This is a genomic window from Sphingosinicella xenopeptidilytica (assembly GCF_042676985.1).
GTDB classification, from domain to species: Bacteria; Pseudomonadota; Alphaproteobacteria; order Sphingomonadales; family Sphingomonadaceae; genus Sphingosinicella; species Sphingosinicella xenopeptidilytica.
This window is the reverse complement of record NZ_JBHTIK010000001.1, coordinates 177,151-203,398: the sequence shown is the minus strand read 5'-3', so window position 1 is coordinate 203,398 and position 26,248 is coordinate 177,151. Positions and strand designations below refer to the sequence as shown.

19 protein-coding genes are annotated in these 26,248 nt (G+C 66.1%); 11 read left to right on the top strand and 8 right to left on the bottom strand.

The features are described from left to right. Positions 1-135 precede the first annotated feature (135 nt). A complete protein-coding gene (locus tag ACFQ00_RS01040) occupies positions 136-549 on the bottom strand; it encodes a hypothetical protein (RefSeq protein WP_381484934.1) in 414 nt (137 codons plus the stop codon). A gap of 250 nt (positions 550-799) precedes the next feature. Between ACFQ00_RS01040 and katG the strand changes: the two genes are divergently transcribed. Then, complete coding sequence (gene katG, locus ACFQ00_RS01035) at positions 800-2,959, top strand: catalase/peroxidase HPI (protein WP_381484931.1); 2,160 nt, start codon at positions 800-802, stop codon at positions 2,957-2,959. Positions 2,960-2,974: 15 nt separating this feature from the next. Here katG and ACFQ00_RS01030 read toward each other — a convergent pair whose 3' ends face one another. Continuing rightward, complete coding sequence (locus ACFQ00_RS01030) at positions 2,975-3,958, bottom strand: endonuclease/exonuclease/phosphatase family protein (RefSeq protein WP_381484927.1); 984 nt, start codon at positions 3,956-3,958, stop codon at positions 2,975-2,977. 292 nt (positions 3,959-4,250) lie between these two features. On the opposite strand from ACFQ00_RS01030, the gene ACFQ00_RS01025 reads away from it, so the two are divergent. From ACFQ00_RS01025 to mdoH, 5 genes are all read left to right on the top strand, one after another. Beyond that, positions 4,251-7,079 carry a TonB-dependent receptor gene (locus ACFQ00_RS01025; RefSeq protein WP_381484923.1) on the top strand — a complete coding sequence of 943 codons (2,829 nt, stop codon included), beginning with the start codon at positions 4,251-4,253 and terminating at the stop codon, positions 7,077-7,079. After that, positions 7,079-8,470, top strand: coding sequence for a metallophosphoesterase (locus ACFQ00_RS01020; protein WP_381484920.1), 1,392 nt, complete (start codon positions 7,079-7,081; stop codon positions 8,468-8,470). The genes ACFQ00_RS01025 and ACFQ00_RS01020 overlap by 1 nt, the downstream gene beginning before the upstream one ends. A 3-nt stretch (positions 8,471-8,473) precedes the next feature. Then, entirely contained in the window at positions 8,474-9,520 is a 1,047-nt protein-coding gene (locus ACFQ00_RS01015) for a phytase (RefSeq protein ID WP_381484917.1), read from the top strand. 97 nt (positions 9,521-9,617) lie between these two features. After that, positions 9,618-11,162, top strand: a complete 1,545-nt coding sequence (locus tag ACFQ00_RS01010) for a glucan biosynthesis protein (RefSeq protein ID WP_381484915.1) — start codon at positions 9,618-9,620, stop codon at positions 11,160-11,162. An 85-nt stretch (positions 11,163-11,247) separates the two neighbouring features. After that, on the top strand, positions 11,248-13,092 hold the full coding sequence (mdoH, locus tag ACFQ00_RS01005) for a glucans biosynthesis glucosyltransferase MdoH (protein WP_381484912.1): 1,845 nt from the start codon (positions 11,248-11,250) through the stop codon (positions 13,090-13,092). Here the strand turns inward: mdoH and ACFQ00_RS01000 are convergent. Beyond that, positions 13,043-13,432 (bottom strand): YbaN family protein, encoded by a 390-nt coding sequence (locus ACFQ00_RS01000; protein ID WP_381484909.1) that lies wholly within the window; start codon positions 13,430-13,432, stop codon positions 13,043-13,045. The genes mdoH and ACFQ00_RS01000 overlap by 50 nt on opposite strands. A gap of 137 nt (positions 13,433-13,569) precedes the next feature. Between ACFQ00_RS01000 and ACFQ00_RS00995 the strand changes: the two genes are divergently transcribed. Together ACFQ00_RS00995 and ACFQ00_RS00990 are read left to right on the top strand one after the other, a co-directional pair. Next, entirely contained in the window at positions 13,570-13,869 is a 300-nt protein-coding gene (locus ACFQ00_RS00995; protein WP_381484906.1) for an ArsR/SmtB family transcription factor, read from the top strand. Further along, positions 13,851-14,507 carry an SdpI family protein gene (locus tag ACFQ00_RS00990; protein WP_381484903.1) on the top strand — a complete coding sequence of 219 codons (657 nt, stop codon included), beginning with the start codon at positions 13,851-13,853 and terminating at the stop codon, positions 14,505-14,507. The genes ACFQ00_RS00995 and ACFQ00_RS00990 overlap by 19 nt, the downstream gene beginning before the upstream one ends. 54 nt (positions 14,508-14,561) lie before the next feature. Here ACFQ00_RS00990 and ACFQ00_RS00985 read toward each other — a convergent pair whose 3' ends face one another. After that, a complete protein-coding gene (locus ACFQ00_RS00985; protein ID WP_381484900.1) occupies positions 14,562-17,573 on the bottom strand; it encodes an autotransporter outer membrane beta-barrel domain-containing protein in 3,012 nt (1,003 codons plus the stop codon). Between the two features lie 189 nt (positions 17,574-17,762). On the opposite strand from ACFQ00_RS00985, the gene ACFQ00_RS00980 reads away from it, so the two are divergent. From ACFQ00_RS00980 to ACFQ00_RS00970, 3 genes are read left to right on the top strand one after another with little or no spacing between them, the layout of a single operon-like run. Further along, positions 17,763-18,527 carry an ImuA family protein gene (locus ACFQ00_RS00980; RefSeq protein ID WP_381484897.1) on the top strand — a complete coding sequence of 255 codons (765 nt, stop codon included), beginning with the start codon at positions 17,763-17,765 and terminating at the stop codon, positions 18,525-18,527. After that, positions 18,427-19,935 carry a Y-family DNA polymerase gene (locus tag ACFQ00_RS00975; protein ID WP_381484893.1) on the top strand — a complete coding sequence of 503 codons (1,509 nt, stop codon included), beginning with the start codon at positions 18,427-18,429 and terminating at the stop codon, positions 19,933-19,935. The genes ACFQ00_RS00980 and ACFQ00_RS00975 overlap by 101 nt, the downstream gene beginning before the upstream one ends. After that, positions 19,932-23,123: an error-prone DNA polymerase gene (locus ACFQ00_RS00970; protein ID WP_381484890.1), complete on the top strand. Its 3,192-nt coding sequence runs from the start codon at positions 19,932-19,934 to the stop codon at positions 23,121-23,123. The genes ACFQ00_RS00975 and ACFQ00_RS00970 overlap by 4 nt, the downstream gene beginning before the upstream one ends. Positions 23,124-23,136: 13 nt before the next feature. Here the strand turns inward: ACFQ00_RS00970 and ACFQ00_RS00965 are convergent, their stop codons facing one another. The 4 genes from ACFQ00_RS00965 to ACFQ00_RS00950 all read right to left on the bottom strand — a co-directional run bounded on the left by ACFQ00_RS00965 (position 23,137) and on the right by ACFQ00_RS00950 (position 26,248). Beyond that, on the bottom strand, positions 23,137-23,547 hold the full coding sequence (locus ACFQ00_RS00965) for a DUF1801 domain-containing protein (RefSeq protein ID WP_381484888.1): 411 nt from the start codon (positions 23,545-23,547) through the stop codon (positions 23,137-23,139). 80 nt (positions 23,548-23,627) lie between these two features. Then, the gene (locus ACFQ00_RS00960; RefSeq protein WP_381484886.1) at positions 23,628-24,413 is read right to left on the bottom strand and encodes a GNAT family N-acetyltransferase; all 786 of its coding nucleotides are present in this window, start codon (positions 24,411-24,413) and stop codon (positions 23,628-23,630) included. An 82-nt stretch (positions 24,414-24,495) separates the two neighbouring features. Then, positions 24,496-25,665 carry a serine hydrolase domain-containing protein gene (locus ACFQ00_RS00955; RefSeq protein ID WP_381484883.1) on the bottom strand — a complete coding sequence of 390 codons (1,170 nt, stop codon included), beginning with the start codon at positions 25,663-25,665 and terminating at the stop codon, positions 24,496-24,498. A 4-nt stretch (positions 25,666-25,669) separates the two neighbouring features. Beyond that, positions 25,670-26,248: an NAD(P)H-dependent oxidoreductase gene (locus tag ACFQ00_RS00950; protein ID WP_381484880.1), complete on the bottom strand. Its 579-nt coding sequence runs from the start codon at positions 26,246-26,248 to the stop codon at positions 25,670-25,672.

The following is a 26,248-nucleotide window of genomic DNA, read 5'->3' as shown; positions in this document are numbered from 1 at the left end:
GCGGAAAACAGCCGATTATCCCCGAAAAGAAAACTCACGCCATTCCGGGGAAATGCGCTACCCTATTGTTGCCAAGGTTGGGGTCGAGGGTTCGAATCCCTTCGCCCGCTCCAGTGTTTTCACAAAGAAACCAGTTTATTCGCTGGCGTCTCGCGCCGCATCTGCCACGAGCACGCCGCCGATAATCAGCGTGGCCCCCACGCCTACCGCAACCCATCCAAGCGTGGACATGCCGTTCTTCCGCAGGTCTTCGACGGGCTCTCCGTTGAGCAGAAGTCTGTGTCCGGGCGCGAGCGAAAAGCCGATCCGGGTGCCCATTTGATATTGCAACGCGGCGGATTGCCGGGTGCCGTCAAAATTCACCACATCGCGTGTCAGCCGCAATTCCACGCGCGGCTGCGCTTTCTCCCGGGCACCGCCGAGCGGGATGGTGAGACCCAGTCCGACAACACCTTCCGTTCTGCTGAAACTGTCCTGAACCGCCAAAGGTTCGGCCGAAGCCGATGTCGTCATGACCGCGCCGATCAAGATGCCGCTGATGATACGCATGTTTGCCCCCCGGTCGTGATCGCCATGGATCACGCCTTCAAGAACATCCATTTTGATGAGCCGTCAATTATGGTCACGGCCGGTCCGATGGTTCTCCTGTGCCCTTCGTGCGCGTATACTGCGGACGTGTGCGGCGACATATCGCCCCAATCGATTACTGTGACGAGATAAATCGGATTGCCGAATAAATCGCCCACGGTCTAACTCGTGCAATCCTGATGGCAGTATTTCGCAAGGCGGGAGGACAGCGATGAACGAGATGACGAGTCCGAAGGGCAAGTGCCCGGTGATGCACGGCAGCAATACGGTGTTGTCGTCCAATATGAACTGGTGGCCGGAGGCGCTCAACTTCGACATTCTCCACCAGCATGACGGCAAGACCAATCCGCTCGGCAAGGGTTTCGACTACCGCGAAAAGCTGAAGACGCTGGATGTCGCGGCGCTGAAGCAGGATCTCCATGCGCTGATGACCGACAGCCAGGATTGGTGGCCGGCCGATTGGGGCCACTACGGCGGCCTGATGATCCGCATGGCATGGCACGCGGCGGGCAGCTATCGCATCGCGGACGGTCGCGGCGGCGGCGGTACCGGCAATCAGCGGTTCGCGCCGCTCAGCAGCTGGCCGGACAATGCCAGCCTCGACAAGGCGCGGCGCCTCCTGTGGCCGATCAAGAAGGCATACGGCAACGCCGTGAGCTGGGCCGATCTCATCATCCTCGCGGGCACCGTCGCCTATGAATCGATGGGTCTCAAGACCTTCGGCTTCGGCTTCGGGCGCGAAGACATCTGGCATCCCGAGAAGGACGTCTACTGGGGTTCCGAGAAGGCATGGCTCGCGCCGAGCGGGAGCGAAGGCAGCCGCTATTCGGGCGAACGCGATCTCGAAAACCCGCTCGCCGCCGTGATGATGGGCCTCATCTACGTCAATCCCGAAGGTGTGGACGGCCAGCCCGATCCACTGCGGACGGCGCGCGACGTGCGCGAGACCTTCGCCCGCATGGCGATGAACGACGAGGAGACCGTCGCCCTCACTGCGGGCGGGCACACCGTCGGCAAGTGTCACGGCAACGGCGACGCGAGCAAGCTTGGGCTGGACCCCGAAAGTGCCGGCGTCGATCAGCAGGGCTTCGGCTGGGCCAATCCCGGCGGCACGGGCGTGGGCCGCGACGCGATCACCAGCGGCCTTGAAGGCGCGTGGACGACGCACCCCACGGTGTTCGACAACGGCTATTTCGAAATGCTCCTGAACCACGATTGGGAGCTGCGGAAAAGCCCGGCGGGCGCATGGCAGTGGGAACCGGTGAGCATCAAGGAAGAGGACAAGCCGCTCGACGTTGAAGACCCGTCGATCCGCCACAACCCGATCATGACCGACGCCGACATGGCGATGAAGATGGACCCCGCCTATCGCGAAATTTCGGAGCGGTTCTACCGCGATCCCGCCTATTTCCGGGACGTGTTCGCGCGCGCGTGGTTCAAGCTCACGCACCGCGACATGGGCCCGAAGGCCCGCTATTTCGGTCCGGATGTGCCGGCGGAAGACCTGATCTGGCAGGATCCGGTTCCGGCGGGCAGCACGTCGTGGAACGTTGATGCCGTGAAGGCGAAGATCGCTGCAAGCGGCCTTTCGATCAGCGACATGGTGACAACGGCATGGGACAGCGCGCGAACCTTCCGCGGATCGGACATGCGCGGCGGCGCCAACGGTGCGCGCATCCGCCTCGCGCCGCAGAAAGATTGGGAAGGCAACGAGCCCGCCCGCCTCGCGCGCGTGCTCTCTGTGCTGGAACCGATCGCGGCGGAAAGCGGCGCGAGCGTCGCCGATGTCATCGTCCTTGCCGGTAATGTCGGCGTCGCGCAGGCGGCAAAGGCTGCGGGTTTCGATGTGGAGGTGCCGTTCACGCCGGGCCGCGGCGACGCGACCGATGCGACGACCGATGCGGAGAGTTTCGCGCCGCTCGAGCCCATCCACGACGGCTATCGCAACTGGCTGAAGCAGGACTATGCCGTGAAGCCCGCCGAGCTGATGCTGGATCGCACGCAGCTCATGGGCCTCACCGCACCGGAGATGAGCGTGCTTGTGGGCGGAATGCGTGTGCTCGGAACGAACCACGGCGGCACCAGCCACGGCGTGTTCACCGGCCGCGTCGGCACGCTGACGAATGACTTCTTCGTCAACCTCTGCGACATGGCCAACAAATGGGTGCCCGCCGGGAACGGCATCTTCGAAATCCGCGATCGCAAGACGGGCGCGGCGAAGTGGACCGCGACCGAACTCGATCTCACCTTCGGCTCCAATTCGATCCTGCGCGCCTATGCGGAAGTCTATGCGCAGGACGACAGCGCGGAAACGTTCGTGAAGGATTTCGTCGCCGCGTGGACGAAGGTGATGAACGCCGACCGGTTCTGATCAAGGCGCCGCCGTTCAGTCCTTTCCCGGATGACAAGCACCGGGGGAGGGCTGCGCGGCGGCATCCCAGCTGATCGTATAGCGCACGCGAAACCCGTCGTGATCGGAGAGCATGGGGCTGTCCGGCCGCCCGTCGAACATGGCTTCCACGCGCACCGGGCGCACCTCGACGCGCTGGCCCGAAGCGAAAAGCTGCAGGTCCTGCGTGTCCATCCAGGGCGCGTCTCCGTCCCACGACATGCGGACCTCGCAGCCGCTGTTCTCCAACGCGCAATGCCGGTGGACAAGTGCCAGCGGTTGCAGCGCATCGAAGGTATCGAAGCGCGGCAGCGAGCGGCGCATATTGAAATCACCGCCGAAGATGGCAGGCTTCTCGGGCGCACGGCGTGCTTCGAGAAACGCGGCGAGCTCCTCGGCCTGAATATTGTGCGCGGGCGTGTGCCGCGCTCTCGGCACGCCGGAGGCGCGCTGCGCGTTCATGTGCGTGTTGAAAATGTCGATCGGGTCAGGAACGCCGGGTATTGCAACGCGCGCGTGCAGCACGCCCTTGTTGCTCAGGCAGTCGAAACCGGCGCAGCTCCGGCGCGAAAAGGGTTCGGACACATGCGTTACGATCGGATAGCGGCTGGCGATGACGAGGCCGGAAGAGAGCAGCCGGATTCCGATCTCGCCCTTGCGCCATTTGCGGCTGCCCGGCACCGTGCCGGCCGCGTCCAGCGTGCGCCGCTGCGTGCGTCCGGGTCCGGAGGCAAGCGCCGGATATCCCGCGGCTTCCACAGCCTTCGCTGCAGCACCTGAGAAGGCCTCCTGAAACAGCACGATGTCGGGCGCGATCCCAGCGCGGCGCAGCCCGTCGAGGTGCGCGCCGATCGCCCGCAGCTTTGCCGCGCGCCCACTGCGCGCAGGCCACGGCAGCCCTTCGATATTATATGTGAGCACGTCGAGGTCGATGAATGACCGGCCGTCGGCGGACAGGCGTACCGGCGGCGCGTCGCTCACGGCGCAGCTCAAGGTGCGCGGCGCCGGCAGTGTAGCGCAGCCCGCAAGGATTGCCGCGATCGCGGCAAGCGGCGAAAATCGGAATGATCGTGCGAGATGGCTTCGCATTTCTGGCTGCGTGCCGGAACCTCACCCGAAACTCAAGGCGGCCCGAAGCGGAGCGCGCTATCTCCAAATTGCAATTTTTCGTGCATCTTTCCGTCACACAAACGACGCCCGCGCGTAACGACCCGCCCCTAATGCCTCGCCGCGAAGGGGCGGCATCGGGACTGCCCCGCACAAGGGGTATTCCATGTCGCACCGCATTCGCGTTCGCCGCAGCCGTCTCGTGGCTGTGCTGTTTGCCGTCACCTCGCTCTCCTCGCCCGCCTTTGCCGGCACGCTCGTCGGCAGCGTCGTCGATGCTGGCGGCGTTCGCGGCCTGCAGGGCGCCGAGGTCGAACTCGTCGAGCTTGGCCGCCGCACGTCGGCGGCGCAGGACGGCAGCTTCCGCTTCGCGGACGTGCCCTCGGGTAGCTACACGCTCCGCGCCGCTTATGCGGGCGCGGATGAAAGCCGCACCTCGGTCAGCGTCACGGAGACCGGCACGACGCGCGTCGACGTCGCGCTCAGCGCGGGCGACGACAGCCTCATCCTCGTCATCGGCCAGCAGGCGAACCTCGGCAGTGCGATCGCGCGCCAGCGTGCGGCGGACGGCGTCGCCTCCGTGCTCACGCGCGATGCGGTCGGCCAGTTCCCCGATCAGAACGTCGCGGAATCGCTGCGCCGCCTGCCCGGCGTCAACATCCTCAACGATCAGGGCGAGGGCCGCTTCGTTTCGATCCGCGGCCTCGATCCCGAGCTGAATGCGTCGTCGCTGAACGGCGTCCGCCTGCCCGCACCGGAATCGGATGTGCGCTCGGTCGCGCTCGACGTGATCTCAAGCGATCTCATCGAATCGATCGAGGTGAAAAAGTCGCTGACGCCGGACATGGACGGCGACACCATCGGCGCTTCGATCGAGATCAACACGACGAGCGCGTTCGCGCGCAAGAAGGATCTGCTGAAGCTCAGCGCGGAAGGCAGCTACAACGATCTCACCGATCATCTTTCGCCCAAGGGCGCGATCGATTTCTCGACCAAGCTCAGCGACAACATCGGCGTCGCCGGCGGTATCTCCTATTACAAGCGCAAGTTCGCGACCGACAACATGGAGATGGACGGCTGGGACGAGGACGACGGCATCGTCTATGCCGACACGGTCGAGTATCGCGATTATGATGTGGAACGCGAACGCATTTCCGCATCGCTCTCGTTCGATTTCCGCGCGGGCGAAAGCACCACGCTTTACGTGCGCGGTCTCTACAGCCAGTTCGACGATCATGAATATCGCCGCCGCCTGATTTTCGAGATGGATGAAGCCCCCTCGGAGGGTTCGGATACGACGGCGACATTCATCTCCGACGACGGTGAGATCAGCGTGCAGCGCGATCTCAAGGATCGTTTCGAATCGCAGAAGATTCGTTCCTTGACGCTCGGCGGCGAGACGGAAACGGGGCCATGGAAACTCGTCTATTCGGCGAGCTGGGCGAAATCGAGCGAACGCGAGAACGGCTCGATCGACCCGGCGAATTTCGAACGCAAGTTCGAGGATGAAGGCGAATTCGGCGTCCGGTTCGATTACAGCAAGCCGATGTTCACCGGCCACACGATCACTGCCGGAAACGACCTCTTCCTCGATCCCACCGAGTATGAATTCGACAAGCTGGAACGCACGACGCTCAGCGATTCTCAGGACGAGGAATACGCCCTGAAAGCGGATGTCTCGCACGTGTTCGCGCTGGGCACCGGCGAGTTCACCGTGCAGGGCGGCGCCAAGGCACGCTGGCGCGAGAAATTCTACAACGGCACGTTCGATATCTACGACGGTTTCGACAGCGAAGACGATCTGACGCTCGCGGATTTCATCGGCAAGCAGGATTACGGCCTTGCCGTCATCGATCCCGTCCTCGCGAAGAAATCCTTCCGCAAGTTCTGGAACGACAATCAAAATCTGTTCGAGCTCGATCCGTTCGATACCGCGGCGGCATCTGCGGAATCCGATTACAGCGTCGACGAGGATATTCTCGCGGCCTATCTGCTCGGCCGCTGGGACAGCAGCACGCTCCGTATCATCGGCGGCGTGCGCATGGAGCGCACGAAGAACCGTATCACCGGCAACATCGTCACGCTCGTTGAGGAAGGCGGCGAATTCGGCGGCGAACCGGTTGAGGACGACACGGTTTTCGTCACCCCGCAGACGTTCGATCGCAGCTACACCGATTGGCTGACCAGCGTCACGATCCGCTACGAGCCGGTGCGCAATCTCGTGCTGCGCGCGGCGGGTTACAAGAATCTCGTGCGCCCGAAGCTGTCGAAGCTCGCGCCGCGCGCGATGATCGAGGACAATGAAGGCGAATTCGGCAATCCCGATCTGAAGCCTTACCGCGCCTGGAACGCCGATCTCTCGGTCGAATATTATTTCGGCCGTAACGCCGCCGTGTCGGCGGGCGTCTTCTACAAGGACATCAAGGATTACATCGTCGACTACACGCAAGACGACGTCCTCTATAATGGCGTGCTGCTCGACTCCGCGACGACCTCGATCAACGGCAAGACGGCGAAGATCCGGGGTTTCGAGTTCAGCTATAATCAGGCCTTCGATTTCCTGCCTGCGCCGTTCGATGGTCTGCTCGCGCAGTTCAATTACACGTACACGGACGCTGAAGGCACGGTGCCGAACGACGGCGATCTCGGCGATCTGCGCAAGGTCGGTCTCCCGGCCTCGGCGAAGCACACGTTCAACGCCGTGCTCGGTTACGAGAAGGGACCGCTCAGCCTTCGCGTGGCGGGCACCTACCGCGACAAGTATCTCGACGAGCTGGGCGATGCGCCGGAAGAGGATCGCTACGTCGCGAAGCACTTCCAGCTCGACCTCAGTGCGAAGTATCAGATCATGGACAACATCCAGCTGTTCGGCGAATGGGTGAACGTCACCGACGAACCCTATTATGCCTATCAGAACTTCGGCGGTTCGCGGCGCCTGCTGCAGTATGAGGAGTATAGCTGGACGGCGAAGTTCGGCGTGAAGGCCACATTCTGATGCTGCGCCTTGCCGCGCTCCTGCTCGCGGCGGCCACACCGGCCGTCGCCGGGCAGGCGGTTCCGATCCCGCGTTCGCCGGGCCTGCCCTATGCGGCGAAGTCGCTGCCCGATCGTATCGTGCTCACCGCCGGTGCGGACCCGTCGCGCGAGATGGCAGTCGCATTCCGCACCGACAGCGCGCAGCAGACTGCGGAGGCCGAGATCGCACCCGCGATCGATGGTCCTTCGCTCGGTGCCCGCGCCGTCCGCATCGTCGGCGGCAGTTCGGAAATCGCGAACGAAAACGGCAAGGCACTGTATCATCAGGTGCGCTTCACCGACCTCGAACCGGGGCGCGCCTACGTCTACCGCGTAAAGGGCAGCGCGGGCTGGAGCGAGTGGCTGCAATTCCGCCCGGCCAGCGCCGAGGCACAGCCGTTCCGCTTCCTCTATTTCGGCGACACGCAGAACAATATCCTCAGCATCGCCTCGCGCGTGATCCGGCAGGCATTCCACGCGACGGCGGCGCCTGCGCTCGTCGTCCATGCGGGTGATCTCGTCGCGCAGCGCGACAATCTCGCGCACGACGACGAGTGGGGAGAATGGACGCAGGCGGGCGGCTACAATTACAGCATCGTTCCGCAGCTTCCCGCGACCGGCAATCACGAATATCTCGACAACGAATTGCCGGACGGCACCGAGCAATACGTGCTCGGACCGCATTGGCCGCGCCAATTCGCTCTGCCCGCGAACGGCGCCGATGCCGCGAAGGCGACGACGTACTTCGTCGATTATCAGGGCGTGCGCTTCATCATTCTCGATGGCACCGCCGCGCTCAACCTCGGTGCGCTCGAAAGCCAGACGCGCTGGCTCGACAGCACGCTCGCGGCGAGCAAGGCGCGCTGGAACGTCGTGCTGTTCCACCAGCCGATCTTCACCTGCGCGCGGCCGAACGACACCGCGAAATTGAAGGCGGCGTGGAAACCGGTGTTCGAGACGCGCAAGGTCGATCTCGTGCTGCAGGGCCACGACCATTGCTACAGCCGCCTCACCGCCGAAGCCGGTAAGACCGCTTCCGCGAAGGCGCGCGCCGACGGCAAGGTGCAGGGACCCGTGTATCTCGTCTCCGTCACCGGCTCGAAGATGTACGGCCTCAACGATCGTGCGAGCACGCAGCCCGACCGCGTCGCCGAGGACACCGAACTCTATCAGGTCGTCGACGTGGCGGAGGACCGCCTGCAGTTCCGCACCTTCACCGCCTCGGGCCGCCTCTACGACGGCTTCGATCTCATCCGCCATGCGGACGGCAACCGCCTCGTCGAAATCGCCGAGGCCTCGGGGCCCGTGCGCCGCTGCACGGGACAGACGGGCCCCGACGGCGTACCCTGCACGGCAGACCCCAAGGACTGATCGATGAAGATACTGACCGCCCTCCCCCTCGTCCTGCTCGCTGCGTGCGCCGCGCCGGAGATCGAACTGCCGCAGGGCACCGCCGCGCGCGGTGATCCCGCGAAGGCCGTGCCCGCCGCCGTCGAGACCGTCGTCACCACCGACCCCGCCGTCGATGCCGACGATCCCGCGCTCTGGGCCGATCCGCGCGATCCGTCGCGCGCCGTGCTGTTCGGTACGGACAAGACCGACGGGCTTTATGTTCACGACATGGACGGCAAGGTCCGCCAGTTCCTGCCCGATGGCCCGCTCAACAACGTCGACCTCCGCACCGGCTTCACCGTGGACGGCAAGGATTATGTCCTCGTCACCGCGACCGAGCGGAAGAATTTCACGGTCATCGCCTATCTCTTCGATCCGGATACGCTCGAAACGCGCCGCTACGGCGTGCTGCCGCTCGGTATGGGCGAGCCTTACGGCTACTGCATGGGCAAGCTCGGCGGAGATTTCTATCTGATCCCGAACAACAAGGCGGGCGAGATCCGTGCGCTTCGTCTGGCGAACGGCGCGCCCCTCGAAACGGCGAAGCTCGCCTACAGCTTCAAGGTCGGCAGCCAGCCCGAAGGCTGCGTCGTCGATGACGAGACCGGCCGACTTTATTTGGGCGAGGAAGACGTCGCGATCTGGCGCTTCGATCTCAGCCCCGACGCACCCACCGACGGCATCAAGGTCGCGGCCGTCGACGGCGAACGCCTCACCGCCGATGTCGAGGGCATGTCGATCCTGCGCGACCGCGGCGCGAAATATCTGATCGCGTCCAGCCAGGGCGATGCCACCTATCCGGTCTGGCAGATCGAAGGCGACAGCTATGCCTACAAGGGCCGCTTCGCCGTCGAGGGCGGCGCCATCGACAACGTGACCGGCACCGACGGTCTCGATGCCTGGAGCGGCCCCATTGGCCCGTTCCCCGAAGGCGCGATCGCGATGCACGACACCGACGACGGCGGCGAGCAGCAGAACTTCAAGATCGTCGACTGGCGCGCGGTGCGCCGGGCACTGTCGCTGCCCTGAAAGCAACCGTTCGCCGCAGGGCTGCGCGCTCCTGTCGCGCCGGCCCTTGCATCCATTTCGCTTGCGGTGCGTTCGCGGCAACGCAATGAAAACACGGATGAACCTTGATCGCGCTCGCTGGTCGCGCCGGGACGCGCTCGCCGGCCTTGCCGCGCTCGGCCTCCTTCCCGCGCTCCCGGCGCTTGCCGCGCCCCGTCTGGGTCGCGCGGAAGCCTTTTCGTGGGACGTACTGAAGCGGCAGGCGATGGCGCTGTCGGAGCGGCCGTTCGTGCCGCTTCCGCGCATCGAGGCCGCTGCCGCCGTCGACTATGATGCGCTCAACAGCATCCGATACCGCGATGCCGCCGCGCTCTGGCCGGATCGGCCCGGGCAATCGGTGCGCCTGTTCCCGCTCGGCAAATATGCGCGCGAACCGATCGCGATCCATGTCGTGGAGAGTGGCCGTGCCCGCGCGCTTTCCTATTCACCCGATCTCTACGAAATGCCGGAGGACAGCCCCGCCCGCGCGCTCACGTCCGAGAACGGCGGCTTCGCGGGCTTCCGCGTGATGAACCCCGGCAATGTCGGGGACTGGCTGGCGTTCCAGGGCGCGTCTTATTTCCGCACCGCCGGGCCGCTTCACCAATACGGCCTTTCCGCACGCGGTCTCGCCATCGACACCGGCCTTTCGACGCCCGAGGAATTCCCGGTCTTCCGCGTCTTCTGGCTGGAGCCGGGAGAGAACGCCTTCACCATCTACGCCCTCCTCGATGGCCCGCGCGTCGCAGGCGCCTACCGCTTCGTGAACCGTGTGATCGAAAACGAGATCGTGCAGGAGGTGACACTGTCCATCCGCCTGCGCGCCGATGTGGAGCGTCTCGGCTTCGCGCCGATGACGAGCATGTATTGGTACGGCGAGACCGAGCCCGGCCCGCGCCGCGACTGGCGGCCGGAAATCCACGATTCCGACGGGCTCCTCATCGCCAACGGCGCGGGCGAGCGGCTCTGGCGCCCTCTCGTCAATCCGCCGCGCACTGCGCTCAACGCCTTCCTCGATCGCAATCCACGCGGCTTCGGCCTGATGCAGCGCGACCGGAATTACGACAATTACGAGGACGACGGCGTCTTTTATCACAAGCGCCCGTCGCTCTGGGCCGAGCCGATCGGCGATTGGGGCGAAGGCACCGTCGATCTGGTCGAGATTCCCACGCAAGGCGAGACGGACGACAACATCGCCGCCTTCTGGCAACCGAAGGCTCCGGCGCGCGCGGGTATGCGCTACGACCTCGCCTATCGTCTCCGCTGGCTCGGCGGCGAGCCCGATGCCGCGCCGCTCGCGCGCGTCATCGGCACATACCGCGGCCTCGGGGGGCGACCAGGCCATCCGGCGCAGGAAGATGTCATCAAGCTCGTCGTCGATTTCGAAGGCGAAGCGCTGCAAGGCCGCGCGCGGGGTGACGTGACGGCCGAGGTTGCAACGAACGGCAAAATCCTGATGCAGGCCGCTTATCCGGTTGCCGGGCGTCCGAGTCGCTGGCGACTGATGATAGACGTGGAAGCTCGAAACGGGATCGCAACGGACCTGCGCGGGGCGCTCGTCTGCTGCGGTGCACAACTCACCGAAACGTGGCTGTATCAAATACCTGCGATCGGGAACGGATGATCCCGGCGCGCATTTGCTGACGGACCGGTCGACGCTGCGGACAAGACAGTGGGCCGGAAGTGTAACCAGGGTCGATACTGAAATTATGCGTCACGAAGTCCTGCTGTCTGAAGGCGTGTCCGGAGGCTACGACACGGTTTCCTACAATACGCTGCACCGGCGCGCGGAAGGGCTTCCGCCCGAAGCGCCGCTCGCCATGCCGCTGCAGGATTGGCGCGCGTGCGATCCCGCGCCGCTGCGGTCCGAAACCGCGCCGCAGGGCATTGCGCTCCGCCGCTTTCTGCTGATTGCCGCAACGCTGCTCATCGCGCTCGTGGGCGGCGGCGAAATGGCGCGCGCCGCCGCGCCGGGCGGCTTCGCGCTCGGCGAGCTGCTGCTCGTCGCGCTGTTCGTGCCGCTGTTCGCGTGGATTGGTTTCGGCTTCCTCACCGCGCTCGCGGGTTTCGTTCGCCTGCTTGTCGGCGCACGCGATTTCGATCTCGTGGCGGAAACCGCACCCGAAGGGCGCACCGCCATTCTCGTCCCTGTCTACAATGAAGACGTATCCGCCGTTTTCGCCCGTATCCGCGCCATGGCGCTCTCGCTGGCTCGCGAAGGGTGCGCACGCGATTTCGACATCTTCGTGCTCAGCGATTCCAGCCCCGAGAACGGCCGCGCCGAATATGCCGCCTTCCTGTCGCTCCGCCCCACGCTCGCCCCGCGCCTCTACTATCGCCGCCGCGAGGCGAATATCGAGCGCAAACCCGGCAACATCGCCGATTGGGTGCGCCGGTTCGGCGGCGCCTACGATTACATGCTCGTGCTCGATGCCGACAGCCTGATGGACGGGCGCACGATGGCGCGCATGGCCGCGACGCTGGATGCGAACCCCGGCGTCGGCCTCATCCAGACCGTGCCGGATGTCGTCAATGCCCGCACGCTCTTCGCGCGCTGGCAGCAGTTCTCGGGGCGTCTTTACGGCCCGGTGGCGACGGCGGGCATGATCTGGTGGTCGGGCAGCGAGGCGACCTTCTGGGGTCACAACGCGATTCTGCGCACACGCGCCTTCGCCGAAAGCTGCGGCCTCGCCGCGCTTCCCGGCGCCGCGCCGTTCGGCGGCGCGATCATGAGCCACGACATGGTCGAGGCAGCGCTGCTCCGCCGCCGCGGCTGGGCGGTGCACATGGTCGCCGCGCCCGGCAGCACAGAGGAGTTCCCGCCCAGCATCGTCGATTTCGCGAAGCGTGACCGGCGCTGGTGTCAGGGCAATCTGCAGCACCTGCGCGTCCTCGGCAGCCGCGGCTTCCACTGGGTGAACCGGCTGCAGCTCTTGATGGGTGGTTCGGCGTACTTCACCTCGCCGCTGTGGCTGCTGCTCATCGTCGCGGGCATCGTGCACCATTTAACACAGGGTGCGGGCGTCGCGCCCGCACCCTGGCTGCTCGGCTTCACGTTCGCGCTGCTGTTCGGTCCCAAGCTGCTTGGCCTCGTCTGGACACTGATCGATCGCCGACGCCGCGCCGCGCTCGGCGGCGTGCGGCGGATCGCGATGGGCATCCTCGTCGATGTGCCGCTCTCGGCGCTCGTCGCCCCGCTGATGATGTTCACGCAGACGCTGAACCTTGCCGATATTCTGATGGGCCGCAGCAGCGGCTGGTCGCCCCAGCGCCGCGAGACGGACGGCATCGCCTTCGGCGACGCATTGCGCCACTATCGCCCGCATGTGCTGCTCGGCGCCGCCATGCTGGCGTTCGCGGCGGCCGGTATGGGATCGTCGCTATGGCTGCTGCCCGTTGCCATCGGCCTCGTGCTCAGCCCGTGGCTCGAGATGCTCACCGCCCGCCAGTCCGCCTTGCCCGCGCTGTTCGGTGTTGCCGACAGGCCCGTGCTCGCCGCGTCGACTAGCGCGCTTGTTCCGTTTCGCGTTCCACCGTCGGCCTTGGCCGCGTAACCACGAAGAGCGCAGAGGCGAGCAGCCCCGCTGCCGCCAGCCCGCGCCACAGCGGCGAAGGGTTCCCGGTCAGGTGGAAAACCGCGTATCCGAAGGCCATGCCCGTGCACGCCGCGATCTTGGCGCGCGTACTGATCGCGCCTTCACGCCGCCACGCGATCACCGGCGGGCCCAGCTTCGGATGCGCCAGGATTTTCGCCTCCAGCCGCTCTGAAGACCGCCCGAAGAAATAAGCCGCGATGATGATGAAGATCGTCGTGGGAAGCAGCGGCAGGAACGCCCCGATGATGCCGAGCGCCAGCGACAGGAAGCCGAGCGCAAGGTAGAGGTGGTGAGTCATGCCCCGGTTTATGGCCCCGCGCGCGGCCTTCGTCGATACGCTATCGCCAATCATTCGCGGCATGATCGCGGGTCTAGGGTTGACCGGGCGGTCCAGTTTATGATTTAGTCATTTCGCTAATAGACAAATGAGGGGTCGTGAACGCGGTTTTCGACGCATTGGCGCATCCGATCCGCCGACAGGTGCTCGAGATGCTGAAGGAAGGCGGCAAGTCCGCCGGGGCGCTTGCCGATGCGTTTCCCGTTTCGAAGCCCACGATGTCCGCGCACTTCGCGAAGCTGAAATCGGCGGGGCTGATTCAGGGCGAAAACCGCGGCGGCAGCATCATCTACACGCTCAACCTGTCGGCGGTCGAAGAGGTCGTGATGGCCTTCATGGGTCGGCTTGGCGTGGGCGAAGCGGAGAAGGAAACAGCGGAATGCGCGAGCACGCACTGATCGTCATCTCGTGGATCACCGTGGCGGCCCTTGCCGCGATTGCGACAATCGCGCTCGCGCTGCTGCCCGAAGGCACGCAGCTTCCCATGCACTGGAACCTCGCCGGAGAGGCGGATCGGCATGGCGATGCGGCGTTCGCGCTGTTCGCGCCGGTGGTGCTGTGCGCCGTGCTGTCGCTGGTCTTTGCCGTCCTGCCGCGCCTCGAACCTCTGCAGAATCGCATGGAAGGCAGCGCCGCGCTTTATCGCGCGGGGTGGATCGGCATTCTGGGCATCATGATCATGGTGGAGCTTCTGGTCGCCGCCCCGGCGTTCGGCTGGACTATACCGATCATGCTGCCGCTCGTGGGTGTGGGCCTGCTGCTGATTTACGTTGGAAACGTCCTGCCGAAATCGCGCCCCGGCTTCTTCGTGGGCATCCGCACGCCTTGGGCGCTCCTTGATACGGACAACTGGATCGCCACGCATCGCTTCGGCGCGTGGACCACGATGGCAGGCGGCCTGGCGCTGCTTCTCGCGGGGCTGCTTCCGCTCACCCCCGAGGTACGTGGCGCGCTGGTCATAGGCGCGCTCCTCGTCAGCACGCTCCCGCCCGTCTTCTACTCCTGGCTCCTCTGGCACCGCCGCACGGGGCGCTGACGGAAAAAGATAAGGGGAGGCCGACGTGTGTCGTCGGCCTCCCCTTGCGTTTCGTCAGAGCTTGATGGCGACTGTCGCGCGGACGCCGTGGTCCTGGCCGTGATCGCCGAGGTTACCGGTGTAGCGCGTGCTGAGCGTGAGGCCCGGGGCCGCGCGCCAGTCGAGGCCCGCTTCGGCCTGCACGCTGTCCTTTGAAAGCGGCGTGCCTTCGATGCGGAAGGCGGTGCCGCCTGCGGCGAACTGCAGATCCGAAGTCACGTCGACATCGCCGAGCGCATGTTCCCAGCCGATCTGCACGCGGCCGACGACGGGCGCCTGCGCGCCGCCGATCGTTGCGCGTAGACCGAGCGAGGACCAGCTGTAGCTGCGGCGGCGTCCATCGCCTTCAAGCGCGGCGGTGCCGCCGGTTTCGGCGAAGTCCTTGTCCTTCAGCCACAAGCCGTTGATGCCTGCAAACGGCTCCACCGAACCCTTGCCGAGCGGCAGCGTGTAGCCGATCTCGCCGAACAGCTGCACGGCCGATCCGCCGTAGCTCGCCGTCAGCTCCTCGCTGAAGCTGCGGAAGTCGACGTTGCGCGTCGTATCGGTGTCGAGGTCGGCATAGCTGGCGCCGGCGCGCAGCGTCAGCGCGCCGAAGGCGGCGCTGCCGTAGACCGCGCCGTAGAGGCTTTGCGTCTCCGCCTTCGATCCGCGCGCGCTCAGTGTCACGTCCGCTTCCGTCGTGCCGCCCGCGATACCGATCTTCACGGTGTCGCCGACATTGGCTTCGATGCCGAGCAGCAGTGAATAGCCGGAGCTGTTCACATCGGCCGCGTTGCCGTTGCCGTCGCGGTTGATCCAGTTACCGCCGGCTTCGGACCACAGCACGATATTGCGGCCTTCGGTGGTCGCCGCAGCACCCTGCGAACGGCCGAGCAGCGAGCGGCGAAGCTGCGCCGCGCCTTCGGATGCGATCGAAAGGCTCGATGCGTGGATTTCGCCCGAGAAGGCATCGAGGCCGCGACCGGCTTCGGCCGTCGAGGCGCCGACAAGCGCGGTGTAAACGGCGCTTGCGGGGCTGAACGCGCTGTCGATGGCGCTGCCCGTGGCGATCTGGTTCGGCGTCGTGCCCGCTGCCGCAAACGTGATGTCGTTGCGCGTGAGCGTGAGCGTGACGGCGTTCGGGCCATAGCTCAGCGTCGGCGTCAGGAAGGCGAGGTTGCTCGTCACGTCCTCGAACGTGCCGGTCACGCCGGCGCCTGCCGTCACGATCTCATAGTGCGTCTGCGGCAGGTAGTCGCCGTCTTCCGCCAGCACCGCGATGGTGCCGCCCTCGATCGTCGCCGTGCTGGTGGCCACGATCAGGTCGGTATTGCCGGCGGCATCGACTTCCACCTCGTAGGTGGAGCCGGCTTCGAAGATCACAAAGGTCGCCGAAGTCAGCTCGCCGATCGAATTGCCCGGCGCTGCGGTCGCGCCGGTGCGCACGATGAGCCCGCCGACGGTGCCGTTGCCGCCGATGCTGGCCCCGTTCCGCACGTCAACGTCGGACGCGGCGAGGGAGCCGTTGACCGCAAGGCGGCCGGCGCCGACCGTTGTCGTACCGCTGAAGGTGCTGGTTCCTGTCAGGTTCAGCGTGCCCGCACCCGATTTGGTGAGAGCGCCGTTCCCTGAAATAACGCCTGCGAACGTACCGTTCGTCGCTTGGTCGAAGACGAGCGCGGCGTTGTTCACGATGCCGCCTTGCAGGCTCGCGGTGCTGCCGACGAGCGTCCCGCCCGTGATGGTGGTGCCGCCGGCATAGCTGTTCGCGCCGGTCAGCGTGAGCGTTCCGGTGCCATCCTTGGTAAGGCTGCCCGAGCCGGAGATGTCGTCGGCAAACGTGCCGTTCGTCGCCTGATCGAAGACAAGCGCGGCGTTGTTCACGATGTCGCCCTGCAGGCTTGTCGTGGTGCCGACGAGCGTGCCCTCGCTGACCGTGGTGCCGCCCGAATAGGTATTGGCGCCCGTGAGAACGAGCGTCCCCGCGCCATCCTTGGTGAGCCCGCCCGAACCGGAGATGACACCCGTGAAGGCGGCGTTGTTGCCGTCGGTGTCGATCGTGCCGTCATTGTCGGTGATGCTGAGATTTGCGCTGTAGCTTCCCGGCGCATCCACGAGCAGCGTGCCGCCATCGAGCACGGGATTGACGTCGCCGTTGACGAGGTCGGTCGTCGTGCTGGTGCCGGTGATGTTCTGGCTGATCGCGGAACTGATGTCGGTGCCGAAGATGTAGGAATAATCGAAGGTGATCGTGCCGCCGGTCAAAAGGTCGCCGAGGTCGAACCCGAGACCGATGGTATTGTCGCCGTCGCCGACGTCCGTACCGCTGAGATAGGACGCGGTATCCGTCGTCCACCAGGTAACGGCCGAATTGTGCGTGTAACTGCTGTTGGTGTAGAGGCCGATCACGTACTTCGAAACCAGCGCCTCGGCATAGACGAGGTCGTTCGCGGAAACCGATCCGGTCCCACGGAAGTTGTTGGTGGCGCTCGAATCTCCCGGCGCTGCGACCGCATCGGGATCGAGCTGGCGCGAGAAGGTGATGTCCGTGAGGTCGCTGAGAGCAGTGATCGTGGTACGGATCTTCAGCTGCTGTTCGTCCTCGTCGAAATAATAGTCGTTGGTGATCGTGAACAGGCCGCCGGCCGTTCCCGTCCATACCGCGCGCTGCTCATAGGTCGCACCGTTGAAGGCGACGCCGCTGTAGTCGGTGAGCGTACCGCCGGTGATGTCGAATATGCCGTCGTTGTTGTTGATGAGCGTGAAGGCCGAACCGCCCGTGCCGCTGACGACGAAGCCTTCAAAGGGCGAACCCGGCGTCAGATAATCGTAGGCGGGATTGAACGTGCCCGTGCCCGTGCCGTCATAAAGAATGCCCGGCGAGGTGTTTCCCGAATAGCCGAGTGTGCCGTTGTCGTTGATGCCGATCTGGATGTAGTCGCCGGTCAGCACCAGCGACGCGGCGAGTGCGGGCGAAGCGGCCAGTAGGGCGAGCGCAGCACCCGAATACAGGGTGGCCTTGCGCGACAGGGCAGCAGATTTCATGACTCTCATTGTTATTCTGATCCTCTCATCAGACGGACGAAAATGTCACCCTGCAGCGGTTAAGTCGCGATGATTAAAAAGAGATTTACTATAATCCATTTCGGATACGATCCCGCCGATCCGCGCTGACGCACGTGGCCTTGACTCTCTCGGTGACGGGAAGCGATACTAGAACAAATAGAGAACAATATGTCCGATTCGCCGACCTCTCTCGCCGATCTGCGCGGCATCGTTGCCGAGATGGAAGGTCGGGGCGCGCACGGCCGGGGTGCGGGCATCGTTACAGGACATGCGGGCCTCGATGCGGCTGGCGTGGTGCGCGGTCGGCTGCATGAAGTGTTCGGAGATGGTGGCAGTGGCGCGGCCGCTGGGTTCGCGGCGCTGATGGCGTTTTCGGCGGCGGCAGCGGCACCGGTCGTCTGGCTGCGGACGGATGCGGCCGCGCGCCGGGCGCCGCTTTACGGGCCGGGGCTCGCGGAGCTCGGCATCGATCCGGCTGCGTGCATCGTCGCGCAGGCGCCGGATGAGGCGGCGCTGCTGTCGGCAGCGGTGGATGCACTGCGCGTCGTCGCCCTCGGCGCTGTGATCGCGGAAAGCGTGGGCCGTACGCGCCTGTTCGGGCTCACCGGCACGCGCAGGCTCACGCTCGCGGCCGAAGCGTCGGGTGTGCCGCTGTTTCTGCTGCGGCTCGATGCCGAGCCCGCGCCGAGCGCGGCGGAAACCCGCTGGCGCATTGAGGCGGCACCGTCTCGGGCACTGGCGGCGGATGCGCCGGGTCATCCGGTGTTCGCTGTGGAATTGCTGCGCCGCCGCGCCGGTCCCGCCGGCTCCGGCTGGCGCGTGGAGTGGGATCGTGACGCACGTGTCTTTCGTGAAGCGCCGCTATCTGGCGCTGTGGTTCCCGTGGCTCCCCGCGGAGCGGCTGGCGCGCGCCGGGCGCACAGGGTCGCCTGAACGCCCGCTCGTCATCGCCGAGCCGGTGAAGGGCGCGCTGCGCCTCGCCGCCACGGATCGTCATGCCGAAGCGCTCGGGCTCCTCCCCGGCCTGCCGCTCGCCGATGCGCGTGCGCGCGTGTCGGCGCTTCTGGTTGCGGACCACGATCCGGAAGCCGACCGGCGCCTGCTCGAACGGCTCGCGGACATCTGCATCCGCTACACACCGATGGTGGCGCCGGATCTGCCGGACACGCTCATCCTCGATATCGCTGGCGCCGCGCATCTCTTCGGTGGGGAGGACGGCCTGGTGCGCGCTGCGCGCCTGCGGCTCAGGCGTCACGGCTTTACCGTGCGCACCGCCTTCGCGGACACGCCCGATGCGGCGCGGGCGCTCGCGCAGTTCGGGGCGGCGTCCGTCGCGGCGCTTCCGGTTGCGGCGCTGCGTCTGGGGGAGGAGCGCGAGACGGCGCTACGTCGCGCCGGGCTCCATACCGTGGGGGATATCGCCTGCCGTCCGCTCGCTGGGCTCGCCACGCGTTTCGGGGCGCAGGCGGCGACGGCGGTGCGCCGCATGGTCGGCGATGCGGAAAGCCCTTTCGTGCCGCGCCGCGTGCTGCCGCCGGTCGAGGTCGAGCGCCGCTTCGCGGAGCCGGTCGCACGCACCGATTATGTGCTCGGCGTGCTTGCCGATCTGCTCGCTGAGGCGTGCCGGATGCTGGAGGCGCGCGGGGAGGGCGGGCGCCGTTTCGAGGCGGTGTTCTTCCGCGCCGACGGCAAGGAACAGACGGTCTCCGTCCAGACCAGCACCCCCGTCCGCCATCCCACGCCGGTCGTCACGCTGTTCACGCACAGCCTCGCGCGCCTCGAAGACCCGCTCGACCCCGGCTTCGGTTTCGATGCCGTATGCCTCGCCGTGCCGGTCACGGAGGCGCTTTCTCCCGGCCAGCCCGATCTCGACCGTGCGCCGCCGCCCGGCCCTGCGCTTGATGCGCTCGTCGATCGCCTCGCCGCGCGGCTGGGGCCGGAGCGTTTGCTGCGCTTTCATCCGCGGGAGAGCCACATCCCGGAACGTGCCGCCCGGCTCCGCTCCGGCAGCCCTTCCGGAGATTGGCCAGTTCCGTCTTCGGGCGAGCCCCCCTTGCGTCCGCTCGCACTCATTCACCCGCCCCGTCCGCTTTCGAATGTCGTCGCGGATGTGCCCGATGGGCCGCCCCGGCGCTTTCGGCTTGGCGGCGCGGTCCTCACCATCGTGCGCGCCGAAGGGCCGGAGCGCATTGCAGCCGAATGGTGGCGCAGGCCCGGCCTCACGCGCGATTACTACCGTGTCGAAGACGAAAGCGGCCGCCGCCTGTGGATCTTCCGTCACGGCCTCTATGGCCGCGAAGAGACGAACCCGCGCTGGTATCTGCACGGCCTGTTCGCATGAGCGCAGCTTTTGCCGAGCTGGTCGCCGCGACCAACTACTCCTTCCTGCGCGGCGCCTCGCACCCGGCGGAGATGGTGGCGGCGGCGATATCGCTCGGACATGCCGGCATCGGCATCGCGGATCGCAACAGCGTCGCCGGGGTGGTGCGCGCGTGGGCGTCACTGAAAGATGCCGGTGCGGAAACGCCGTTCAGGCTCGCGGTCGGCGCGCGCCTCGTCTTCGCGGACGGCACACCCGACATCGTTGCCTATCCCGAAACCCGCCATGGCTGGGGGCGCCTCACGCGCCTGCTGACGCTCGGCAACCGCCGCGCTGAGAAGGGCGATTGCATCCTCACCCTGCGCGATCTCCTCGATCATCGCGAGGATCTGCTCTTCATCGTGATGGCGGACGACACGCACGAGCTCGCACTCCGCCAGATCGAAACCGCGTCGCCCGGCAATGTCTGGCTCGGCGCCGCGATGCCGCGCGCAGGAAGCGACCGCCGCCATCTCGCCCGATTGATGGCGCTCGCAGCGCGCACCGGCGTGCCGCTCCTCGCCACCAACGATGCGCTCTACGCCACCCCCGCCGCGCGTCCGCTGCACGACATCCTCACCTGCATCCGCGAGAAAACGACCATCCACGCCGCCGGTCGCCGCCTCGCTGCCAATGCCGAGCGCCATCTGAAGCCGCCCGCCGAAATGGCGCGCCTGTTCCGCGATTGCCCGGAGGCGGTCGCGGAAAGCGTGCGGCTTCTGGAGCGCATCCGGTTTTCGCTCGAAGAACTGAAATACGAATACCCGCACGAACCCGTCCCCGAAGGCTGGACCCCGCAGGACTGGCTCGAGCATCTGGTGATGACGGCCGCGCACGCGAAGCATCCGGATGGGATCTCGCCCAAGATGCAGGCGATCCTTGATGAGGAATTCGGTCTCATCCGCAAACGCAATTACGCCTATTACTTCCTCACCGTTCACGACATCGTGAACTTCGCGCGCTCGCAGAAGCCGCCGATCCTCTGTCAGGGCCGCGGCTCTGCGGCGAATTCGCTCGTCTGTTTTCTGCTCGGCGTCACTGCAGTCGATCCGGTGAAGGAAAACCTGCTCTTCTCGCGCTTCCTTTCGGAGGAACGCGGCGAACCGCCCGACATCGACGTCGATTTCGAGCACGAACGGCGCGAAGAGGTGATGCAGTACGTTTACAAACGTTACGGTCACCACCGGGCTGCAATCACCGCTACCGTCATCCACTACCGTGCGCGCAGTGCGCTGCGTGAGGTCGGCAAGGCGCTCGGCATCAGCGAGGATGTGACGGCGCGGCTCTCGTCCAGCGTCTGGGGCAGCTACGGCAGCATGGAAGACCGCCGCTACGAAGAGGCAGGGTTCGATGGCGACAACCCGGAGATCGCGCGGCTCCGCGATCTCGTCGGCCAGCTCCTCGAATTCCCGCGCCATCTCTCGCAGCATGTCGGCGGCTACGTGCTCACCGAAGGCCGCCTCGACGAGATGGTGCCGATCCACAACGCCGCGATGGAGGACCGCACCTTCATCGAATGGGACAAGGACGATATCGATGCGCTCGGCCTGATGAAGGTCGATGTTCTCGCGCTCGGGATGCTCACCTGCATCCGCAAGAGTTTCGATCTGATGCGCGTACACGGTCTCGGCGACTGGAAGCTCGATACGATTCCGGGTGAAGATTCCGCCACCTACGACATGCTCTGCAAGGGCGACAGCATCGGTGTGTTCCAGGTGGAAAGCCGCGCGCAGATCAACATGCTGCCGCGTCTCAGGCCCCGAAAATTCTACGATCTGGTCATCCAGGTCGCGATCGTCCGCCCCGGTCCGATCGAGGGCGACATGGTGCATCCCTATCTGCGGCGGCGAAACGGCGAGGAGAGGATCGACCTGCCTTCGCCCGCGCCGCCACACGATCCCGATGAGCTGAAAGACGTGCTCGAAAAGACCTTCGGCGTGCCGCTGTTTCAGGAGCAGGCGATGAAGCTCGCCATCGTCGCCGCCGATTTCACGTCCGACGAGGCGAACGGTCTGCGCCGCGCGATGGCGACATTCCGCAACGTCGGCACCATCCATCATTTCCGCGAAAAGATGATCGGCGGCATGACGTCACGCGGCTACACGCAGGACTTCGCCGAACGCTGTTTCAAGCAGATCGAGGGTTTCGGCAGCTATGGTTTTCCCGAAAGCCATGCCCAATCCTTCGCGAAGCTCGTCTACGTCTCGGCGTGGATCAAATGCCATCACCCGGCGGTGTTCACCTGCGCGCTCCTCAATTCACAGCCGATGGGGTTCTACGCGCCCGCCCAGCTCGTCCGCGATGCGCGCGAACACGGCGTCGCGGTCCGCGCTGCCGATATCAACGCGAGTGATTGGGACAGCGGCCTCGAAGCCCGCACGGACGGCAGCCTCGCGCTTCGCCTCGGCCTCCGCCAGATCGACGGTTTCCGCGAGGCTTGGGCGACCGCCATGATGGCGGAGCGCGGGGGCGGCCCCTTCGTGTCGGTGGAAACGCTCGCCCGTCGTGCCGCATTGCCGCAGCGTGCCTTGAAACTGCTCGCCGATGCCGATGCGTTCCGCTCCATCGGCATCGATCGCCGCGCCGCCCTGTGGGAAGCGCGGCGGATGCCGCAGGATGAATTGCCCTTGTTTGCCGCCGCCGGTGCGCGCGAACTCGGTGACGAGCCCGATCCGGCGCTCCCCGCGATGCCGCTCTCCGAGCATGTCGCCACCGATTATCAGGTGACGCGCCTGTCGCTGAAGGCGCACCCGATGCAGTTCCTGCGCGATGTATTCCGCGCCGAGGGCGTCCTCACCTGCGCCGAAACCGCGGCGGCGCGAAACGGCGCGCGCGTGCGCACGGCGGGCGTGGTGCTGATCCGCCAGCGCCCCGGCAAGGGCAACGCGATCTTCATCACGCTGGAGGACGAAACTGGCATCACCAACGCGCTGCTGTGGGCGCGCCTGTTCGAGCCCTATCGCCGCGCCGTCATGTCCGCGCGCGTGATGGTGATCGAAGGTGAAGTGCAGAAAAGCCGCGAGGGCGTCGTCCACCTGATGGCGTCGAAGGTCATCGATCGCAGCGAAGAACTCGCCCGCCTCTCCGAAGCCGCCGCCATGCCCGTGCGGCGCAGCCGGGGGCATCCGCGCAACGTGCGCATCCTCCCCGGCTCGCGGGATTTCCATTAGGGTTGGTGGGCGCTCACATGCGTTCACCGGGCAATGCGCTCGCCTGCTTTACCCATACCGCGAACTGCGCTTCGTCGAGCGTGTCGTTCTCGTGGATGTGGAAATAGCGCGTGTCCTGGCTTTTGGATGTGACCGGCGGAACCGGGCGCAGCGACGTCCCGCGGAAGAACGCGACCTTGATGTATTTGTCGAAGCAATGAAGGTTGAGGAACCAGCTGCCTTCCTCGACGCCGTAGAACGGCGAGTTCCATTTCACCGCCTTGCGGACGCCGGGAACGGTTTTTTCGATGAGCGTGTCGAGGCGGTGTCCGACGTCGCGCTTCCAGCCCGGCATTGCCGCGATATAGGCCTGCACCGGCGCATCCCCATAGCCCTTGGCGATCTGGGGATTGCCGCCCGAGAGCAAAACCGGCGTATCGGCCATCCGCTTCCTTCCTTCCCGGCAAACACGTTGCCGATGGAAAAGCGATCAGTAGCCGAGTTTGGTTCCGGGCGGAACGCGCGTCACGCCGCCGCGCCGAAGCGCTTCGCGTATCGCGCCGCGATGGCGTCCACCGGCATCATCATGAACACGTCCACCGTGTTGAACTGCCGGTCGATGAAGGCGCCGCTGCCCACCATCGCGCCGACGCGCAGGTAGCCCTTGATGAGCGGCGGCAGCGCGCGCCATGCCGCCTTGGGATCGTAGCCGCCGATGGAAACCCGCGCCATGTCGGTGAAGTGCCGCGCGTGCGCGCTCACGCGCCGGTCCTGCGGCGCGAGGTGGTTGTGGTGGAGATAGGCGAGCGCAGTTGCGTGCGCGTCGGGATCGGTGCCGGGGAAGCTCGCGCAGCCGAACATGTGGCCGATGCTCCGCTGCATCAGATAGTCGCCGATGCCGCGCCACAGGAGCTGGATCGTCGCCGTGTCGCGATACTCCGGCGCCACGCACGAGCGGCCGAGTTCCAGAAGCTCGCCGCCATGCCGCGCCGCGTGCGCCTCGAGCGGGGCGAGGTCGTATTCCGAAGCGCTGTAAAAGCCGCCGTGGCGATGCGCGACGCTCTGGCGGAGCAGCCGGTATGTGCCGACGACGCGCGCGCCCTCCGTGCCCGTCTCTTCCACCAGCAGATGATCGCAAAACCGGTCGTAGGGATCGACGTCGAGGTCTATGGCAGCGCCGCTCGGCACCGCACCCAAATCGCGGAAGAAGACCTGATAGCGCAGCGCCTGCGCGGCGCGCACGTCGGCGTCGCTGTCTGCAAGCCGGATGCTGAGGCGTGTGTCGCGGGCCGTGTTTTCAATGAGACGCATGGCGTATCCCCCGGATGTGTGACCATGGCGGATTTGGCACGCGCGTGTTTCGGCCGCGCGTCGCTCCGGTGACGGAAATGCGTCAGCGAAGGTGGGCGCGGAGGGCCGTAAAAGCGCGCAGGTGCAGGGGATCGCTCGCGATATTCGAGGGAAGCGGCGTCGAGGCGAGCCGGATGATCGCGAGGTCGTTTTCCGGCTCGATGTGCAGCCGCTGGCCGTAGACGCCCATCGCCATCAGCGCTGCCGGCGGCGCGTGGTTCACCCACCAGAAGCCGCGATAACTGTGATCGGGCCGCATGTTCGCCGCACCCGCCGCGAACAGCGCGCGGTCGCCGCCCGCGATCAGCGCCTTTTCCACCGGCCCGCCCGCCATCAGGAAGCGCGCCAGCCGCGCGAGATCGCGCGCGGTGGCGTTGAGGCCCGATCCGGCGATCTCGTGGCCGCCCGTGTCGAGCAGGAAATGCGCCGCGTCGCCGCATCCGGCCGGGCGCCACACATGTTCGGAAACGAGGCTCGCGAGTGAACGCCCGGTCGCGCGGCGCAGCACCCATGCGGCGGCATCGGCGATCGGCGTGCGATAGCGGAAGGCGCCGCCGGGCGCAGCCTCACGGCGGTCGAGCGTCGCCAGTACGGGCAGTGTCCCGCCCGGTGCCACCTCCGGCGTCCAGTAGCTTGCCGAATAGCGGTGTACGTCGGAATTGAGGTTGGCGTAGTCCTCGTCGAAGGCGATGCCGTCGGTCATGTCGAGAAGCTGGCGCAGCGTCGTGCCCGCAAACGCGCTTTTGCCGAGCTCCGGCACCGCCGCCTCGGTTGGGAGGTCCGCCGCGATCGTGCCGTCCGCTATCAGCCGTTCCGCGACCAGCCCCACGATCGACTTGGTGACCGAGAACAGGTGATGCGGCGTCGCCGCCGTCATGCCGTTCCGGTAGGTTTCATAGACCACCGCGCCCCGGTGCAGCACGATCATCGCATCCGTGTAGGTGGAGGCGACATAGGTTTCCCAGTCGATCGTCTCGCCATCTTCGCCTGCGAAGCACAGCCCCGAAAGGTCGGCGGGGCGCGCGGCAAGCGGCGCGGGCGTATCCGCGCCCGCGAGCGGCACGGAGGGCACGAGCATCCGCGTGTGCTGGAACGCCCAGCGATTGAACGGCCACGTCCGCCAGTTCGCACCGGTCACGCGCCGGTCCTCGGGCACGGCTTCTCCGATGCCGAGCCCGGCCTCGCGCCAGTCGATCGGGGAGGGCACGCTCATCGCGTCAGGCGGCGTCGGCTCCGAGCCGCCGCATCGATGCCAGCGCCTCCGTGCGGTTCCCGGCGCTGCCTTCGACGTTGCCGATCAGCGTCTCGCGGATCGGCCCGATGCCGACGAAGCGCAGGATATTGCTGCGCAGGCTCTTGAGGCTATGGGCGCGGTACACCCAGCGGTAGAACAGCGCGGGCATCCCCATGGTGACGACGATGCGCGCGGACTTGCCCTTCAGGAGCCCGGCATTGGGCCTGCGCGGTCCGGTCGGGAATGCGAAGCCGGGCCGGAACACCTGTTCGAGGAACGCCTTCAGCAGCGCGGGCACGTCGCCGAGCCACAACGGGAACAGGATCACCACATGCTCGGCGCGCACGATCATCGCCTGCGCGTCGCGAATGGCGGCAGAGGCCTCGCCCTCCTCCCAGTCTGTCTGGCTGCTGAGCACGGGAACGTCGATCGCCGACAGCGCCAGCCGCTCGACGGCATGGCCCGCGCCAGCAGCGCTTTCCGCATAGGCATCCGCGAGCGCATGACAGAAGCGCGCCGGATCGGAGTCCGGGTGCGCGTCGATCACGAGAATGCGCGTCAT